The organism is Acinetobacter sp. TG2027 (genome assembly GCF_000302435.1).
Classification (GTDB): Bacteria; Pseudomonadota; Gammaproteobacteria; order Pseudomonadales; family Moraxellaceae; genus Acinetobacter; species Acinetobacter pittii.
In genome coordinates, this window is the sequence record NZ_AMJN01000003.1 from 36,851 (window position 1) to 54,631 (window position 17,781).

The following is a 17,781-nucleotide window of genomic DNA, read 5'->3' on the forward strand; positions in this document are numbered from 1 at the left end:
TCATGAACTTCACAGTATCATTCTCTACGCTTATGCCTTTAGCTCCGGTGATGATTGTTGCTTTGACAACAATCGTCGTCATGTTGTTAATTTCTATTAAGCGTAATCATAATTTAATCGCAACGACTTCTGTTGTTGGTTTAAACCTTGCTGCACTTTATATTTTATTTGCAGTATTTGGCGGTAAGTTTGTACCGGCAAATGTGATGGGCATGTTTATGGTTGATCCATTTACCATGTTCTATCAATTTATGATTTTGATTGCGGCATTGGCATGTTGTACTTTGTCTCATGCTTACATTGAAACTTATAAAGACAACCGCGAAGAGTTATATCTTTTGTTACTTGCTTCAGTAGCAGGTGCAATGTTGATGGTTGCAAGCTCTCACTATGCATCGTTCTTCATTAGCCTTGAGTTAATGTCGATTCCTGTATATGGCTTACTTGCTTATACTTATCAACGTAGTAACTCACTTGAAGCGGGTATTAAATACCTTGTACTTTCAGCGACAGCTTCTGCAATGTTGTTAATGGGTATGGCATATATCTATGCATATACAGGTTCGCTTTCATTCTATGATTCTGTACAAGCATTATTTGAAGCAATCAAACAGCCAATGGTGTTATTAGGTTTAGCACTTATTATCTTTGCTGTTGCATTTAAATTATCGCTTGCGCCGTTCCATAAATGGACACCGGATGTATATGCAGGTGCACCAGCGCCAATGGCAACTTTCTTAGCGACTGCTGCTAAAGTTGCAACAATTGGTTTGTTCGTGCGCTATATGCTTGCTTCAGGCGCAATGATGGTGAACTCGTTAGTAACTATTTTGACGATCATTGCTGTATTGTCGATTTTAGTTGGTAACTTACTCGCTGTTCGTCAAGTTAACTTAAAACGTATTCTTGGTTATTCATCTATTGCTCACTTTGGTTATTTGTTAATTGCTTTAATTAGCATGACTTATGCGAGCTTGGGTAGCGTGACTGTATATGTGGTGTCTTATGTATTAACAACTATTGGTGCCTTTGGTGCAGTAGCGTTAATGTCTAGCCCATATAACAACGTAGATGAAGCACAAAGCCTTGCAGACTACCGTGGTTTATTCTGGCGTCGTCCAGTACTTACAGCAACTTTAACAGTCATGATGTTGTCTTTGGCTGGTATTCCATTAACAGCAGGCTTCATTGGTAAGTTCTTGGTGGTAATGGCTGCTGTAACAACTCAACACTGGTTCTTAGCTGCAATGATTATTGTGGGTAGTGGTATCGGTTTGTACTATTACTTACGTGTGATGGTTGTAATGTACATGACACCACCAGAAACTCCTCGTATTGATGCAGATGCTCATTGGGGACAAAAAGTGGGTGGTTTAATGGTATTGGCTGCTGCTGCATTAGTTATTATTTTGGGTGTTTATCCAGATCCAATGATTAATTTGGCATTAAAAGCAGAAATTTTATCTCCATTACATTTCATGCTTTCACAACAGTAATTCTGGTGTACAAAAAAGCCTCCAAATCTGGAGGCTTTTTTTTATTGAGCGTTAAAAAAAGATTATAATAAATACGTTTTTATATTTTTAGGTAACATCTGTGGCCATTCAAGAAATTCGTCACCCACTTATTCGTCATAAATTAGGCTTGTTACGCCGTGCTGACATCAGTACTAAGAATTTCCGTGAGCTTGCTCAGGAAGTGACTATGTTGTTGACTTATGAAGCAACAAAAGATTTACCAGTTGTGGATTGTGAAATTGATGGATGGGCTGGAACTGTTACTACTCAGCGTATTGCTGGTAAAAAAATAACGATTGTACCGATTTTACGTGCCGGAATTGGTATGTTGGATGGCGTACTTAACCTGATTCCAAGCGCAAAAGTGAGTGTTTTAGGTCTTGAGCGTAATGAAGAAACATTAGAAGTTCGCACGTATTATAAAAAATTAGTTCCGGATGTCGCTAATCGTCTTGCGATGATTATTGACCCAATGTTAGCAACGGGTAATTCGTTAGTTGCTGCTATTGATGTGTTAAAGGCAAGTGGTTGTAAAGATATCCGTGTTATGGTGTTGGTTGCTGCACCTGAAGGCGTTGCTAAAGTTGAAGCAGCTCATCCAGATGTGCAAATTTATACGGCATCTATTGATAATGGTTTAAATGAACAAGGTTATATTGTTCCTGGCTTGGGCGATGCTGGCGATAAAATTTTTGGTAGTGTACAAAAAGATTAATTTTTTGAAATAGCATTAAAAAGAGACTTCATTCAACCGTATAATTTTAAAAACGGAACCGTGAGTCTCTTTTTTATTTACTGCAACGACTGGATTGGAAAAGTAGGGGAAAGATCATGAAGCAAGAGTTTTATACTGGATGGGTAAAACAATATAACCCTGATAAAGGGTTTGGTTTTATTGAGACCACTGAAGGAGATATTTTCTTTCATATTTCTGATTTCCCTGCATCAGAGGGCGAACCGAAAAGAAATGAAAAAGTGAGATTTCTTGCCGCAGATAATCAGGGCAAATTTAAAGCGATCAAAATTGAGCGTGTTGACCCGAATCCTGCGAAAACCAAGAAAAATAAAATTGCAGATCACAATAAAGCGATCACAAGCGAATTACTATCAAATTTTCGACGCTAATCAACGAAAAGATCAGGTTTTAAACCTGATCTTCACAGAATTGTAAGAATGCTTTGAGACCTGGACCCTGATACTTTTGACGGTGTACTAGCATATAAAGCGGACGGGTAAGCTGCCAGAATGGTGTATCTAAAATTACTAATTGTCCCTTTTCAATTAAAGGTTCAATGGCAAGTTTAGAAATACATGACATACCTAAACCACCAGCAACGATTTTTAAAATTGCTTCATTGTGACCTAGGGTTAAGCGAATATTCGCGTCTGGCAGATCTTGCAATATCGCATTATCAAATACTTCACGCGTTCCTGAACCTTCTTCACGTAAAATCCATTCGACTTGAAGAAAATCATGCGCTGTTAGAGGTCTATTTAAACGTGCTAACGGGTGATTTGGGGCACAGCAAACTGCAAGCTCATCATCACGCCAATGAATACATTGGAGTTGAGGTAAGTGACATGATCCCTCAATTAAAGCTAAATCAAGTTGGAATTGATTGACTGCTTCAATCATTTGGCGTGTATTGCCCACTTGTAATTGTAAATGCGCTTTAGGATGATGCTGTAAAAAGTTTGCCATTAAATCTGGCATGAGGTAATCACTAATCGTTAAAGTGGCCCCAATACGTAAATCAATGCTTTGCAATTCACCTTTTGCAGCTTGCTCAAAAGCTTCACAGCGACCTAATATTTCTAATGCTTGAGGCAATAGAAAACGACCTAAATCATTAAGCTGTAATCGTTTACCTAAACGATCAAATAGAGGAGCACCAAGGCCATCCTCTAAATCGGCTAAAGCCATACTTGCTGCACTTTGCGTCAGTCTGACCGCATCACTCGCTTTGGTGACAGTTCCTTCTTGAGCGACTGCTACAAAAACAGCCAACTGGCGTAATGTCATGCGCATGTTTAAAAAGCCTTAACGTTTAAAAGTATTCATTATTTCGGCTGTCATGCTAACATGAGCGCACTATTTCATGCCACGTTGAAATCATGTCAATTGAAAAATTTAGCGTAGAAAAAGTTTTATCTGTACACCGCTGGACTCCAACTCTTTTCAGTTTCACCATGACTCGCCCTGCACATTTTAAATTTACTGCTGGGCAATTCGCACGTATTGGGCTAAAAGTTGGAGAGGAACTCGTTGTTCGTGCTTATTCGGTAGTCTCATCACCATTTGATGAAACGCTTGAGTTTTTTTCGATTGTAGTACCAGACGGTGCATTTACGTCAAATCTTCAACATTTAAAGGTAGGAGATGAGCTTTATTTAGAAAAAACACCTTATGGTTATTTGACTTTAGCTCGCTATCAACAACCTTTACCGCATGATTTATGGTTATTGGCAACGGGTACAGGTTTAGCTCCATTTTTATCGATGCTACAAGACTTCGATACATGGTCTAAATATCAAAAAATTAATTTGGTCTACAGTGTCCGTACCGCAGCTGAGTTAGCTTACGTTGATCGTATTCAAGAGATTGCTGAAACTTTTGGTGAAGGACATAACGGATTTAAATTTATTCCGATTATTACTAGAGATCCATCTGCGCCATTGCATGATCGTTTGCCGATTCTGATTGAAAATAGTGAATTAGAAAAATCTGCTGGTATAGAGCTGAATCCTGCCACAAGCCACGTCATGCTTTGCGGAAATCCGCAAATGGTAGATGACACTAAAGAGGCTTTAAAGCGCCGTGGTTTGACGATGAATCGTCGAGGTGAGGGAAATATTGCGGTAGAAAATTACTGGTAATAAATTGCGGTGAAAACAACTTTATAATTAATTTTATGGATATGTTTATTAGTGGACAAACATATCCATAAATTCGCGAATTTCTGAAATTGCGCTATCTACATCGGTTGAAAGCCAAGTTGGCTCAAAAAGACCTGCATAATGTTCCAAACGATCTTGTGGAACGACTAAGCGAACAGGACAGTCTTCTTCTAGTAAGCGCCAAGGTAAAATTGGAACATCATTGTCTAGAAAAATATTGATATTACGAATATCAACAATCATGGCATTAATGCAGTCAGGAAATGGCATGACGGAAAATTCTTCAGTACGGCGACGAAAATACTCTAAATCACCCCATTTGAGTTCATAACTTGGTTTATTAAATTCAATAATACCAATGAGATGTTCGTCTCTCGTCTGATGTATATAACATTGATGTGTGACGTCAGTGTCGAGATCAAGTGTTACGTTTTGCTGACGATACATCATAAAATAGAGCAGCTTTAAAACAAGGGGGCTTATTATAGCCTATTTTATAAAAAGTAAGCGCTAAAACATATTGTATTACAAATAGAACCTTAAAGAAGCTCGAGCATAACTTGTCATTATTTTTTAATGGCTAAATATTTTTGCCTAAATTTTATACTGTTTTTATTATTTTAATAGTAGAGTTTTGCAAACACAGACACCTTAGCATAATGCTTTTTCACACAATGCAACAAACCAAATTGCTATGATGATTATAAAGTTAATGATAAAAGAAGAGGGGAAAGAAGATGCATGATTTTTCAAAACCACCTCATGTGACGAGTCCTGAAGAAACTGCGAAAAAAAGAAGATTGCCAGTTTACATTTTAATTATTGTTGGGCTTTTTCTTATTGCACTCATCGTCTACATGGTTGCTGATCACAGCAAAACACCTAAAGAAGAAGCCGCTTTTCAACATGAGGTCACACCGCATGTCATTAAGAGTATTTCAGATTTGAATATCTATAAAGGGTAATAAGCCAACCAGTATATCTTGATAGAAAGCCTTTGGGATGTGACCTAAAGGCTTTTTTTGCAACCTTTTGCATCAATTTGTTGTATTTATGCAGAAGTGTGTTGATTAGAAAATACTCAAAACATAAGGTGAGATAGACCGCATTTATCGTCATTTTTAACAACGAATGGTGTTTTTCATAATTGATGGCACTGAAAAGAACATAACAATTGAGGACATAACAATATGAATGAATTTTTTAATGGGCCTCGCGGCGCTCAGTTTGATGCGATGTATTACTGGGATCAGTTTCATCCTATTTTAGCTGCAATCGTCATCTTACTGGTTGGCTGGATAATCGCTTTATTAGTTGCGGCAGGTGTAAAAAAACTTCTGCAAAAAGTAAATACCAATGCAAAATTATCTTCAGCAACTGGGCGTGCTCCAAACATAGAAGGCCTTATTTCAAAAGTCGTATTCTGGTTTATTCTAATCTTAGCTGTTGTCGCAGCTCTCAATGTACTTAATATTAGTGGAGTGAGTGGCCCGTTCAGCAATATGGTGAATCAGGTACTCGTCTATATTCCAAATATTATTGCTGCTGTTGTGGTGGGTTTTATTGGTTGGATCGTTGCTCGACTGGTGCGAGCAGGGGTGACCAATGTTTTATCCCGAACTCAACTTGACGATAAGTTAAGCAGTGAAGTGGGTGTAGGTGGAATTAGCCAGAATATTGGTGAAATTCTTTACTGGCTTGTATTGTTACTTTTCCTTCCGATTGTTCTTTCAATATTAGGATTAACAGGCTTACTGATTCCAGTTCAAAATATGGTAAATGACGCCGTAGCGTTCTTGCCAAATATCTTTATTGCTGGTGTTATCGTTTTTGTTGGTTATATCTTGGCAAAAATTGTACGTGGTATTGTTGAAGGTTTAGTAAATAGCTTAGGTGTTCAGGCTCAAGCTGAAAAAATTGGTCTTTTCAAAAGCTCTAACGTAGGCAAATTCTTAGGGTCATTTGTTTTCGCAATCATCATTATTACAACATTGATTGTAGCGTTTGAAGCTTTAGGCATTGAGACAATTTCTCAGCCAGCAACAGCAATGCTTAATGAAATCTTGCAGGCGATTCCAAACATTATTGCTGCTGGTTTAATTCTACTAGTTGCTTATATTGTTTCTCGTTTTGTTGGCCGCTTAGTAGCCGAATTAATTGCAGGTACTGGTGTTGATGAAATTCCTGCAAAGTTAGATGTACAACGCTTTTTAGGTCAAACTAAAGTTTCTAATGCAGTTGGCTGGTTAATTGTATTCTTTACTATGCTATTTGCAGTTTCTGAAGCTGCGGATCGTCTTGGTTTCGATCAAATTAGTGGTCTAATTGCAATGTTTATCCATTTCGGTGCAAACATTCTATTGGGCGCTGTAATCTTGGTTATTGGTTTCTGGCTTGCCAATGTTGTGGCGAACGTGGTTCAACGCGGCGAATATAATAGCTCGCGTTGGTTAGGTAGTTTAGTTCGTGTGTTAATTATTGGTCTTGTACTTGCGCTTGGTTTAAGAGCGATGGGTATTGCAGATTCGATCGTTAACCTTGCATTTGGTTTGACTCTAGGTGCAGTTGCAGTTGCTTTCGCTCTTGCATTTGGTTTGGGTGGTCGCCAACCAGCAGAAAGACTGTTGAGTGATTTGTTAGATAAAGCTAAAAAAGAAGCGAATGAACCAAATCCTCTGTATCAACCGCCTTCTACTACGACCACAAGCAGTCCATCTACTGGTAGCTCATCTGCAACTACGAGTTCGTCAACATCTACAGTTGCACCAACGACTACAACCTCACCATCAACGGTTTCATCTGATGCAAAACCTGCTGATTCTGCACAAGTAAATCCAGCAGAACCACCAGTAAATAAACCGTTTGGATCTACTGGAGAAAATGACGAAATTTAGTAAGTAAAACTAATTTTCAGATAAACCGTACAAAAAATCTTTGATTTTTGTGATAAGTTCGACCACTCTATATTGAGTGGTCGTTCTTTTTAGACGTTATAAAAACAAATAAGTGAGGAAAATACGATGAAGAAACCAGGTCGTTTTTTAGCACCGATTGTCATTGCGGGAATTACGGTAGGTTTTTTAGCAAGTGCTTATAAATTTGTGTTTAATAAATCTAATTCATCAAAACAGGCAACAACTCATACACGTAATTCTGAAAAATCATCAAATGATTCGAAAGCCTCAAATTAGCTTATTGATCATTTAAACGTATTGTGCTGCTGCATAAGCAGAAGACCAAGCCCATTGGAAGTTATAACCTCCTAAATGGCCAGTCACATCAAGTACTTCCCCAATAAAAAACAGTCCTTTCTGCTTTTTACTTTCCATGGTTTTGGAAGATACTTCACTTGTATCAACTCCACCTAAAGTAACTTCGGCAGTACGATAGCCTTCTGTGCCTGATGGTTTGACGGTAAAACCATGTAGTTGCTCGGCAATATGATCTAGCTGTGCATCACTGATATTACCAATCGCTGTCTCGCTCTGCTCTGCCCATATAAGTTGTTGTAACTCTTGTACAATACTTTTTGCCGTAAATTCATTCAGAAGAGTACGCAATAAAACTTTAGGTTGGGCTTTCTTTTTGTCTTTTAAATAATTTGCTAAATCTTGGCTCGGGAAAAAGTCAATTTTAAAACTTTCACCAGTATTCCAATAGTTTGAAAGCTGTAAAGAACTTGGACCACTCAAACCACGATGCGTAAACAATAATGCTTCAGTAAAGCTATTCTTCGAGTTACTTAGAGTCACATCTAAAGCATTACCACTTAGGCGTGTAGTGACTTCTTTAATATGATCTGAAAAAGTAAATGGGACTAAACCTGCGCGAGTTGGGAAAACCGTATGTCCAAATTTTTGTGCCAGTTCATAGCCAAATCCAGAACCACCCAAAGTTGGAATGGATAAACCACCTGTAGCAACCACTAATGACTCACAGCTAAATCGGCCTTGGTTTGTGTGTACAGTAAAACCGCCTTTTTCTAATGGGTCAATCTGTACAGCTTCACATTGAGTTTGGATATCAACATTATTGGTTTTATTACATTCACTCACCAGCATCTCTAAAATTTCTTTAGCACCGTTTAGCGTGAATAATTGCCCGTGTTTTCGTTCTTCATAAGCAATTCCATAATCACATACCAAACCGATAAAGTCCCAGTTGCTATAGCGTGATAGGGCAGAAATAACGAAGTGTGGATTATGAGAAATATAGTTGTCAGGCTCTACATAAAGGTTGGTAAAGTTACACTTACCACCGCCTGACATTAAAATCTTTTTACCAATTTTATTGGCTTTTTCTAAAATTAAAACCGAGCGCCCTCGTTTAGCAGCATGGGCAGCCAACATGAGTCCAGAAGCACCTGCACCTAAGACAATGACATCGACATGACTGTTAGACATAAGAGATTCTCGATTAATCGTGAAAATTTAAAAGGGGCATATACTATCATGCCGAGCCTTAGTCATGCTAAAGACATTTACTGCTATGCGGAGTAATGTGCACTAAAAGCTAATAAGTTATTGATGTGATTTATTTCTTATATCTGCCTGTAAACCACCAGAATGAATTGCCAGAATGCGAGTACCTTCAGAAAAGTAATTATTCTTTATAAGATCAAACAGACCAAACATCATCTTTCCTGTATAGATCGGTTCAAGTGGTACAGCATGTTGTTCTTCGAAACTTTCTATAAATGCCAATAACTCGGGTGAAGTTTTTGCATACCCGCCACAGCAGTATGCATCTGTCAGCGACCAATTTTGTTTTTGGGTCCACTGCTGAATTTCTTGTTGTAAAAAGTCACCTTTTAAAGCCGAAAATCCTAAGACTTTTTGATCGGCTGAACTTCTTTCAATAAGACCCGAAACCGTTCCGCCAGTTCCTACTGCACAGCAAATCACGTCATATTGATTTAAATCACTTTGGCTGAGAATTTCCTGACAACCTTGAACAGCCAATTCATTGGTGCCGCCTTCAGGAATAATGAAAATTTCAGGAAATTGATGACGTAATTTTTGAAGATAGTTTGCATCATCTCGTAAGCGATATTCATTGCGTGAGACAAAATGTAGATGCATTCCTAAACTTTGAGCTTTTGCTAAGGTTGGATTCAGAGGTTTGTCAGCTAACTCTTCACCACGAATAATTCCAATACTTTTTAAGCCAAAAAGATGAGCTGCATAGGCAGTCGCGGCAATATGGTTAGAATAAGCGCCACCAAAAGTCAAAATGCTCGATAAACCTTGTTGTTTTGCGACAAGCAAATTGTATTTTAATTTATAAAACTTATTGCCCGAAATTTGAGGATGAACTAAATCTAATCGCTTAATGTCGAGATGAACTAAAGAGGGGAGTTCAATATGCTGATAGGAAACAGGTTGGGCAATGTGATCAAACATTAGAAATTGAGAAAAATAATGATTGATCACATTGTAGCTTTTTAAATAGAGCTTTAAAAAGCTGTTTACGAACTTGTATCGACAGAAGTAATTACTGACATGCCAGGGCGTAAGTGTTCCATTCCTTCTTGATTTGGATCAATGGTAATACGTACGGCAATTCTTTGAACTACTTTGGTAAAGTTTCCTGTTGCATTGTCAGGCTTTAACACACTGAACTCAGAACCCGCAGCAGGTGAGATCTGCTCAACATGTCCTGTAAATTTTTTGTGTTTCATGGCATCGACTGTGAACCATGCTTTTTGTCCAATTCGCATATTGGCAATTTGGGTTTCTTTAAAGTTAGCAATCACCCAAGTTTGTTGTGGAATTAAGTAGAGCAACTGTGAGCCTGCTGCTACATATTGCCCAACACGAGGGTTCACCTCACCAAGTTGTCCATCCATTGGAGCAACAATGACACTATAGTCTTTGGTAGTTTGTGCCTGATCTAGTTGTGCCTTAGCACTTGAAACTTGTGCTTCTAAGCCAGCTTCCGCGACCTGCGCCGTTTTAAGTGCTTCTTTGGCAACTAAAACATTGGCTTCTGCCTGCTTCAGTGCTGCAAGGTTATTTTCAGCATCTGCTGCGGCTTTATCTTGCTCAGATTTAGAAGCTGCTCCACTATTACCTAACTGTTGATATCGTCTAAGCTGTGCTAAAGAAAGTTCATATTGAGCTTTAACTTGATCTACTTTTGCTTGTGCAGCCACAATATCAGCTTGTTTTTGAGCAATAGACTGTGTCTGATTGGCTAAAGTATTTTTAGCTTGTTCAACTCCAGAAGCCGCTTGCGTTACTTTTTGGTCGTAAGTGGTTGCATCAATATGCATTAATACTTGACCCTTTTTAACGTGGTCAAAGTCCTTAACTAATACATCTTTAACATAGCCATTAATTTGCGACGATAAAATCGTTGTTTTACCTTTAACATAACTATTGTCAGTTTGTTGAACACTCGTTGCGAAAGGTCCGATTCTCCATGCCCACAAAATCACTAAAATACCGACAATGAGCACAACTAACATCCATAATAAAGTGGAGCGTTTTGTTGGAATCAGTTTACTTGCAGGTGTAGGTGCAGGTGTTGGCTCGTTGGCGGGTGCCTGAGCTGGTGTTGGTTCCGGTTTGTTTTGATCATCTGACATATATCAATCTCAATTTCTATTTCATCAAATACGAAAGCCATTAAGGACGGCTAATTCCTCTGCGTTGTAGATATTTACTACGTGCAATATTAAATCCACCCCACAAGAGTAGGGCGATAGCAAAAATACCGTTTAAAGCAATAACATCATTGTAGGCACGCACTTGCGCTTCACGAGTGACCACTTGATTAAGTGAACGCATGGATTGAGCTGTTTGTAATGCTGGATCAGTAGTCGTAACTGATGCGCTGCGTTGATATGTAGAGAGCCTTTGAGCAACTAGAGGGTCTGCTTGTTCTAAATCTTTAATAATCTCGACTTGATAGTTCTGCGTGCGGTGTTGTTGATAGGTCGAGAAGAACGAAGATCCAACAAGACCACCAAAGGTTTGAGTTGCAGAGAACAGCACAATAAAAGTCACTACATAGGAAGGGCCTTTAGCCAAAGTTTGCGCAAAGCCAATCAGGAGCAATGGCCCAATAAATAAACCACCTGCAAAGCCGACTAAAAACTGACTTGCAAAGAAATTCACAGGTCGAACATCACTAGTTAGGTGATAATCTAGTCCACAGGCCACTAAAATTAAAAACTCTGCAAAAAGTAAGTGGAAGATAATCCGTTCGCGTGAAAAAGTCAGGGCACTAAAAAGAGTTCCACTTAAAATCCCCACTAATATGACCACATAGAGTGGAACAAATTGGTCTGGACCCATTCCCATAGTTTTTAAGAAATTAACCGCTGCGTAGCTTTGTTCTGACATTAAAAGTCGAATAGCAAAAGCACCAAAAATGAAGCGTAGGGTCGAAGCGGCACCTAACCAGCGTGTCATAATTAATGGATTGGCGCGATAGTGCTCATAGAGCAACCCCAAAACAACTAAACTAAAACCTGCAATTAAGACGTAAGCAAGCCATTCACTGTTAAACCACCATAAAATTGGACCTTGTGTGAGTACAATACATAAGCAGGCAAAGCCAGGCGCTAGTAAAGCAAAGGTGAAAAAATCCTGCTTCTCAAAAACATAAATTCTTAAGCTTCGCGGTAATTTCAATGAAACGACCATGGCTAAACAACAAAGTGCTAAGCCGAGCTCAAACGTATATAGAACAGACCAACTATCTGTATTTACGAGAAATGGAGAAATAATCCAAGCTAACGGCACGCCAAGTTGCTGAAAACCAAAGGCAATATATATACCTTTTGCCATGTCTGCTTTTTTAAAAGCTTGCATGGTGTAATACATACCTAGTGAGCTTAATGGCGCACCAGCTAAACCAGCTACAACCCTTGCGAATAGGGCCATTTCATAAGTATGTACAAAAATATGTAAAACCAGCACGGCAATAAAAATCACGAGTCCTATTTCCGAAAATACTCTTAGGCCATACTGTTGCCGGGCTTTAAATAAAATCAGGTTTGAACTGACATTTGCCATGACATAAGCAGCAGGCAACCAAGCCGCTTCGGAAGGAGTTAGTCCATACTCACCTTGGATTAAAGGTAAATTTGCCGTAATAAAACCATTACTTAAGCTTGCCGAAAGGGCGATAAATAAACCAATAAAAAAGTAAATAAACCGCTTAGGTACAGAGTGTGCAATAGCTGCTGGTGAACCAGGTAAAGTCGGTTGCTCTTCTGGGGTCCAGTCGGGTGGTGTTTCTAAGTAACGAGGCGTTTTACTCATTCTATCCCTCGAATTTTTTGTATTTGAATACCATGAAATAGTAATTCAATTGCTCGTTTTGCTAAGCGAGTCTGTTCTTCTGGCTCATGTCCTTGAAATGAAGAACCCAACATTGCTGTGACCATTGCATAGTCATCGGCGGTCAGATCAGCTCGGCACAATTTTTGTTCTATCGCATTTTCAATCAGTGGGTTAAGTGCATTATTTCGCCGTTCATAAATTTTTAACATAATTGGATCTTGTCGATCAATCACTCTCCAAAAATCTTGCAAAATTGCGAGCTTGGGAAGTTGCCCAATATGTCCTTCAATTAAACGAAATAAACCATCTTCGAATTGTTGAAAATGAGCTGCTTTTTGCTCTAGCTGTGTAATCGCACGTTCTAAAAGTGCACTAATTAAAGCTTTTCGATCACAAAAGTTACGGTAGAACGTCGCTCTGCCTACACCAGCGTGGTCAATCACAACTTGTAAGGGAACATTAATGCCATGAATACGAAAACATTCTTCGGCTGCATTGAGTAATTCATCCCGATTATGGGCTGCAATTTTTTGACGTTTACTCATGTCATCGGTTTGAGGAGTTCTAAAGGTTATATATTTAACGGACATTTTTGTCCGTTGTGAAGATTTAAATTGTAAAAACATGAAAATTCAATTTTCATCATTTATATCTTCGCCATTTTTATATGTGTCATAAAAAGCTGTTAGAATACCGCGCAATTGCATGATGCTAGGTCAATACAATGTTTGAGTCCCTTATTCCTCTTTTTTCAATTGCGATGGCATTGATGCTTGGAGCAATAAGTCCTGGGCCAAGCTTTATTTATGTGGCACAAAATTCAATTTCTAAATCACGTAAACATGGGTTGTTTACCGCTTTAGGGACGGGGACAGGTGCAGCGCTTTTTGGTCTATTAGCAGTTATGGGATTGCAAGCAGTTTTATTGGCGGTGCCTTCTGCTTATTTGATTTTAAAAATTGGTGGTGGGCTGTATTTGCTTTGGCTGGCTTTTAAAATTATTAAACATGCTAAAGAACCAATTGCCATGGAAAATGATGGCAAATCAAAAATGACCTATAAACAGGCATATCGTTATGGCTTAATTACCCAGTTAAGTAATCCAAAAATTGCAGTCGTGCTAGCGAGTGTATTTACTGCTTTGTTGCCCAAAGAAATCCCAAATTATTACTACGTCGCATTACCAGTGATTTGTTTTATGATTGATGCGGGTTGGTACTCATGTGTGGCAATGCTGCTCTCTTCAGAGAAGCCTCGAAAAATGTATCTGAAAGCAAAAACAGGGGTGGATCGAGTTGCTGGAAGTATTGTGACTTTATTGGGTTTAAAATTAATTTTCTTCAAATGATTACTCTTTAATTAAAATATCTACAAAATCCAAAGCCAGCTATTTATAGTCTGGCTTTATTTTGGCGTAAAATATATACAAATTGAAATATCTTTTTTAGCACTTAAATACTTTAAAAGTGGTAACTTAATAAATAAAACAAAAAGAAATGAGGATCACATTATGAAAAAACTAATGGTGAGCATTTCTGTAGTTTTTCTCATCTTAACTACAGGATGTGAGATGAGAACAATGAGCAAGCAACAGCCAGCAAATGAGCGGACCATGAGTATTGTGGGTACTCCGGTTCATGAAAAGGATTATAAAATTTCCGATATACAAGTGAATAATCATGAGCAATCTAACTATTAAGTTACTTGCTGGATGTGCAACTTACTGTGTTTTGAATATGGTAAGTGCATGTGAGCCTGCTTCTTTAGATTGGGAGCTTTTTCAGGAAAAATATGATTTAAATCATGATGGCATGTATAGTCTAAAAGAGTTTCAACGTGTTGAAGACTTTTATCCCTATAACTGGCCGAGTGATAAGCGTTTTCAAGGTGCAAATAAGCAGACAGAGCTATTTCATTATTTAGATGAAAATAAGAATGGCTATTTAACAAATGAAGAGTTGGGAAATATACACGTTTTATTTAATAACCCTTGCGAAGGGTGGCCGTGGTCCTAATTTAGTAAGCCTCGTTTAAACCTATTCAAAGTCCTTAAAAACAAAAAAGCTCCCAATTTAGGGAGCTTTTTTTGAAAGCAGATTAAGAAACTTTATCGCCAGGTTTCGCACCGCTGTCTGGAGAAATAATGAAAATACCTTCACCATTTCCGGCAGCAAGTACCATACCGTTTGAAATACCAAAACGCATTTTTCGTGGTGCAAGGTTAGCCACCATAACAACCAATTTACCTTTTAGGTCTTCTGGTGTGTATTGGCTACGAATACCACTAAATACATTGCGTGGTTCAGCTTCACCAACGTCTAAAGTAAGTTGTAGTAGTTTATCTGAACCTTCAACTGTACCTGCTTCAATGACCTGAGCAACACGTAAGTCAACTTTTAAGAAATCTTCAATACCGATAATTTCAGCTTCACCAACTGCTGGAGTAGGCGCTGCTTTTTTCTCAGCTGCTTTGTCTTTTTTCACTGCCGCTTTTGTTGCTTCTGGAGCAGGAGCACCTAAAGACTCTTTAGAAGCATCAACCATAGCTGCAACAGCTTTTGGATCAACACGCTGCATAAGCGGTTGGAACTGCGCAATCTCATGGCTTACAAGAATTTGTGTGCGTGACTCGAAATCGAAGCTTTCAAGTTTTAAGAAATCTTGAACTTGCTTCGCCAAAGTTGGAAGAACTGGAGCTAAGTAAACTGCGAGTTGACGGAATAAGTTGATACCCACAGAGCAGACGTCACGAACTTGTTGCTCTTGACCTTCTTGTTTAGCAAGTGCCCAAGGCTTTTTCTCATCAATATATTGGTTTGCACGGTCAGCTAGCGCCATAATTTCACGGATCGCCGTAGAGAATTCACGTGCTTCATATGCAGCAGCGATTGAATCGCCAGCATCAATAAAACTTTGTACTAAATCAGTTTCTGCACATTGAGCAGATAACGTATTGTTAAAACTGCTGTTAATGAATTTCGCACAACGGCTAGCAATATTAACGACTTTACCGACTAAGTCTGAATTTACTTTTTGAACAAAGTCATCAAGATTTAAGTCAGAGTCTTCAACTTTATCTGAAAGCTTAGATGCAAAGTAATAACGTAAATATTCTGGGTTTAAATGCTGTAAATACGTCTCGGCCTTAATGAAAGTACCACGTGACTTAGACATTTTTTGTCCATTTACAGTCAAGAAACCATTTACAAAAAGACCAGTTGGAGTGCGATAGTTCGCACCTTCAAGCATTGCAGGCCAGAATAAAGCATGGAAATAAACAATGTCTTTCCCAATAAAATGATAAACATCGTTTTGGCTGTCTTTTTTCCAGAAATCATCAAAGTTTAAATCTGGGCGTTTAGTTTTGATGTAGTTTTCAAAACTAGACATATAACCAATTGGGGCATCTACCCATACGTAGAAATATTTATTTGGTGCGTCTGGAATTTCAAAGCCAAAATATGGTGCATCACGAGAAATATCCCAGTCTGCTAAACCAGCTTCAAACCATTCATCTAACTTGTTCGCAATTGAAAGAGGTAAACGTCCTTCATCACGCGTCCATTTTTGTAAATATTCAGAGAAGTTTGGAAGCTTGAAGAAATAGTGATCTGATGATTTTTCAACTGGTGTTGCGCCACTTAATGTTGAACGTGGATTAAGTAACTCAGTCGCATTGTAAGTTGTACCGCACACCTCACATGAGTCGCCGTATTGATCTTCTGATTTACATTTTGGGCATGTACCCTTAATGAAACGGTCAGACAAGAACATCCCTTTTTCTGGGTCAAATAATTGAGTTACAGGACGAACTGCAATATTTCCAGCTTCACGGTTTTTAATATAGATATCTGTTGAACGTGCTTTGTTTGCATCGCTATGCGTTGAATCGTAATGATCGAAATGTACACCAAAACCGTCAAAATCACGGATGTGTTCTTTTTGAACATTCGCAATTTGCTCTTCTGGGCTAATACCATTTGCTTCGGCACGTAGCATAATTGCTGTACCGTGAGCATCATCCGCACATACATAAGTCACATCATGACCCATTGCTCGCATGGCACGAACCCAGATATCTGCCTGGATGTAACCGAGTAAATGACCCATATGAATCGGACCATTAGCGTAAGGGAGGGCATTAGTGACTAAAATTTTACGCACGGATTTCATTCTCTCATTCGTATTTATAAGGTGGAAGATTTTAACTGATGCAGGGAGATAAGCAAAGATTAATAATCTCCAGCTTGGCATAAGCGATTTCTATTAAAATGGATTTTGGTCAGACATGGTTTCTCTTTAGAACAGATAAACAAATCAAAAAATATTTGAATCTTCCTGTATTGTCTTTGTTTCAAATTGCAGTTACGGTCAGAAAATAAGCCATAACGATGTATAACTAATAACTTATTCAGGTAATTTTTTAATTAACTATGAGGATAACAACGATGACTACAGAAAATAAATTAGATGAATTAAAGGCAAAAGCGGCTGATGCAAAAGTACAAGGTGAAAAAGCTTTGGACGATTTAAAGGAAAATGTAAAAGAGAAGCAAGCTGCTGGTAAAGAAGCAGTTGAAGATAAGGTAGACCAATTAAAGGCAAAAGCAGCTGATGCGAAAGTACAAGGCGAAAAAGCTTTGGACGATTTAAAGGAAAATGTAAAAGAGAAACAAGCTTCTGGTAAAGAGGCTCTTGAAGAAAAAGCAACTGATTTAAAAGGTAAACTTGAGGATGCTCAGCATAGTCTACAAGATAAGTTTGATCACTTGCGTACAGAAGCAGCTCATAAACTTGACGATGCTAAAGCCAAAGCTGCGGAATTAAAGGAAGAGGCTGCTACAAAATTGGATGAGTTGAAAACGCAAGCAACCGCAAAACTTGATGAGTTGAAGAAAACTGCGACCGATAAACTCAATAAATTAAAGAACCATGATTCTGCTGAATAAGCTGATTTAAACTAAAATCTGCACTCCTTACCTAAAAGATGAGATCTGAAGTTAGTAATTATTCATCCCAAGGTGAGCGAGTGCGGAGCAATACTGTTACACTATCTCCATTAAGCTGTAATG

General features: G+C 38.4%; 19 protein-coding genes. 11 read left to right on the forward strand and 8 right to left on the reverse strand.

Annotation, left to right across the window (positions count from 1 at the left end; translation table 11 throughout):
- Positions 1-2 precede the first annotated feature (2 nt).
- The 3 genes from nuoN (at position 3) to B806_RS0101355 (ending at position 2,642) form a co-directional block, all read left to right on the forward strand.
- On the forward strand, positions 3-1,496 hold the full coding sequence (gene nuoN / locus B806_RS0101345; RefSeq protein WP_017386603.1) for an NADH-quinone oxidoreductase subunit NuoN: 1,494 nt from the start codon (positions 3-5) through the stop codon (positions 1,494-1,496).
- 100 nt (positions 1,497-1,596) lie between these two features.
- On the forward strand, positions 1,597-2,232 hold the full coding sequence (upp, locus tag B806_RS0101350) for a uracil phosphoribosyltransferase (protein ID WP_002120045.1): 636 nt from the start codon (positions 1,597-1,599) through the stop codon (positions 2,230-2,232).
- Positions 2,233-2,348: 116 nt separating this feature from the next.
- Positions 2,349-2,642, forward strand: coding sequence for a cold shock domain-containing protein (locus B806_RS0101355; RefSeq protein ID WP_005803269.1), 294 nt, complete (start codon positions 2,349-2,351; stop codon positions 2,640-2,642).
- A gap of 19 nt (positions 2,643-2,661) precedes the next feature.
- Here the strand turns inward: B806_RS0101355 and gigC are convergent, their stop codons facing one another.
- Positions 2,662-3,546 (reverse strand): LysR family transcriptional regulator GigC, encoded by an 885-nt coding sequence (gene gigC, locus B806_RS0101360; RefSeq protein ID WP_002120024.1) that lies wholly within the window; start codon positions 3,544-3,546, stop codon positions 2,662-2,664.
- A gap of 86 nt (positions 3,547-3,632) precedes the next feature.
- Between gigC and B806_RS0101365 the strand changes: the two genes are divergently transcribed.
- A complete protein-coding gene (locus B806_RS0101365; protein WP_017402513.1) occupies positions 3,633-4,394 on the forward strand; it encodes a ferredoxin--NADP reductase in 762 nt (253 codons plus the stop codon).
- 48 nt (positions 4,395-4,442) lie between these two features.
- Here B806_RS0101365 and B806_RS0101370 read toward each other — a convergent pair whose 3' ends face one another.
- Complete coding sequence (locus B806_RS0101370; protein ID WP_014205905.1) at positions 4,443-4,862, reverse strand: hypothetical protein; 420 nt, start codon at positions 4,860-4,862, stop codon at positions 4,443-4,445.
- 290 nt (positions 4,863-5,152) lie between these two features.
- On the opposite strand from B806_RS0101370, the gene B806_RS0101375 reads away from it, so the two are divergent.
- The 3 genes from B806_RS0101375 to B806_RS0101385 all read left to right on the forward strand — a co-directional run bounded on the left by B806_RS0101375 (position 5,153) and on the right by B806_RS0101385 (position 7,606).
- Positions 5,153-5,380, forward strand: coding sequence for a hypothetical protein (locus B806_RS0101375; RefSeq protein WP_017402514.1), 228 nt, complete (start codon positions 5,153-5,155; stop codon positions 5,378-5,380).
- Between the two features lie 225 nt (positions 5,381-5,605).
- A complete protein-coding gene (locus B806_RS0101380) occupies positions 5,606-7,309 on the forward strand; it encodes a mechanosensitive ion channel (protein WP_017402515.1) in 1,704 nt (567 codons plus the stop codon).
- A gap of 126 nt (positions 7,310-7,435) precedes the next feature.
- Positions 7,436-7,606 carry a hypothetical protein gene (locus B806_RS0101385; RefSeq protein ID WP_002120038.1) on the forward strand — a complete coding sequence of 57 codons (171 nt, stop codon included), beginning with the start codon at positions 7,436-7,438 and terminating at the stop codon, positions 7,604-7,606.
- Between the two features lie 12 nt (positions 7,607-7,618).
- Here B806_RS0101385 and B806_RS0101390 read toward each other — a convergent pair whose 3' ends face one another.
- The 5 genes from B806_RS0101390 to B806_RS0101410 all read right to left on the reverse strand — a co-directional run bounded on the left by B806_RS0101390 (position 7,619) and on the right by B806_RS0101410 (position 13,254).
- Positions 7,619-8,818, reverse strand: a complete 1,200-nt coding sequence (locus tag B806_RS0101390; protein WP_017402516.1) for an NAD(P)/FAD-dependent oxidoreductase — start codon at positions 8,816-8,818, stop codon at positions 7,619-7,621.
- A 117-nt stretch (positions 8,819-8,935) separates the two neighbouring features.
- Positions 8,936-9,817, reverse strand: coding sequence for a pyridoxal-phosphate dependent enzyme (locus B806_RS0101395; protein WP_017402517.1), 882 nt, complete (start codon positions 9,815-9,817; stop codon positions 8,936-8,938).
- A 65-nt stretch (positions 9,818-9,882) separates the two neighbouring features.
- Positions 9,883-11,004, reverse strand: a complete 1,122-nt coding sequence (locus B806_RS0101400; RefSeq protein ID WP_017402518.1) for an HlyD family secretion protein — start codon at positions 11,002-11,004, stop codon at positions 9,883-9,885.
- A 40-nt stretch (positions 11,005-11,044) separates the two neighbouring features.
- Entirely contained in the window at positions 11,045-12,688 is a 1,644-nt protein-coding gene (locus B806_RS0101405; RefSeq protein ID WP_014205911.1) for an MFS transporter, read from the reverse strand.
- Entirely contained in the window at positions 12,685-13,254 is a 570-nt protein-coding gene (locus B806_RS0101410) for a TetR/AcrR family transcriptional regulator (RefSeq protein WP_002120318.1), read from the reverse strand. The genes B806_RS0101405 and B806_RS0101410 overlap by 4 nt, the downstream gene beginning before the upstream one ends.
- Positions 13,255-13,433: 179 nt before the next feature.
- Between B806_RS0101410 and B806_RS0101415 the strand changes: the two genes are divergently transcribed.
- From B806_RS0101415 to B806_RS0101425, 3 genes are all read left to right on the forward strand, one after another.
- Positions 13,434-14,057, forward strand: coding sequence for a LysE family translocator (locus B806_RS0101415; protein WP_002120398.1), 624 nt, complete (start codon positions 13,434-13,436; stop codon positions 14,055-14,057).
- A 162-nt stretch (positions 14,058-14,219) separates the two neighbouring features.
- Positions 14,220-14,408, forward strand: a complete 189-nt coding sequence (locus tag B806_RS19920; RefSeq protein WP_005071047.1) for an NF038215 family lipoprotein — start codon at positions 14,220-14,222, stop codon at positions 14,406-14,408.
- Positions 14,389-14,724, forward strand: coding sequence for a hypothetical protein (locus B806_RS0101425; protein ID WP_017402520.1), 336 nt, complete (start codon positions 14,389-14,391; stop codon positions 14,722-14,724). Before B806_RS19920 ends, B806_RS0101425 begins: the two co-directional genes overlap by 20 nt.
- An 82-nt stretch (positions 14,725-14,806) precedes the next feature.
- Here B806_RS0101425 and metG read toward each other — a convergent pair whose 3' ends face one another.
- Positions 14,807-16,873: a methionine--tRNA ligase gene (gene metG, locus B806_RS0101430; RefSeq protein WP_025466660.1), complete on the reverse strand. Its 2,067-nt coding sequence runs from the start codon at positions 16,871-16,873 to the stop codon at positions 14,807-14,809.
- 284 nt (positions 16,874-17,157) lie between these two features.
- Here metG and B806_RS0101435 point away from each other — a divergent pair, with 284 nt between their 5' ends.
- Positions 17,158-17,658 carry a hypothetical protein gene (locus B806_RS0101435; protein ID WP_017386611.1) on the forward strand — a complete coding sequence of 167 codons (501 nt, stop codon included), beginning with the start codon at positions 17,158-17,160 and terminating at the stop codon, positions 17,656-17,658.
- The last annotated feature ends 123 nt before the right edge of the window (positions 17,659-17,781 follow it).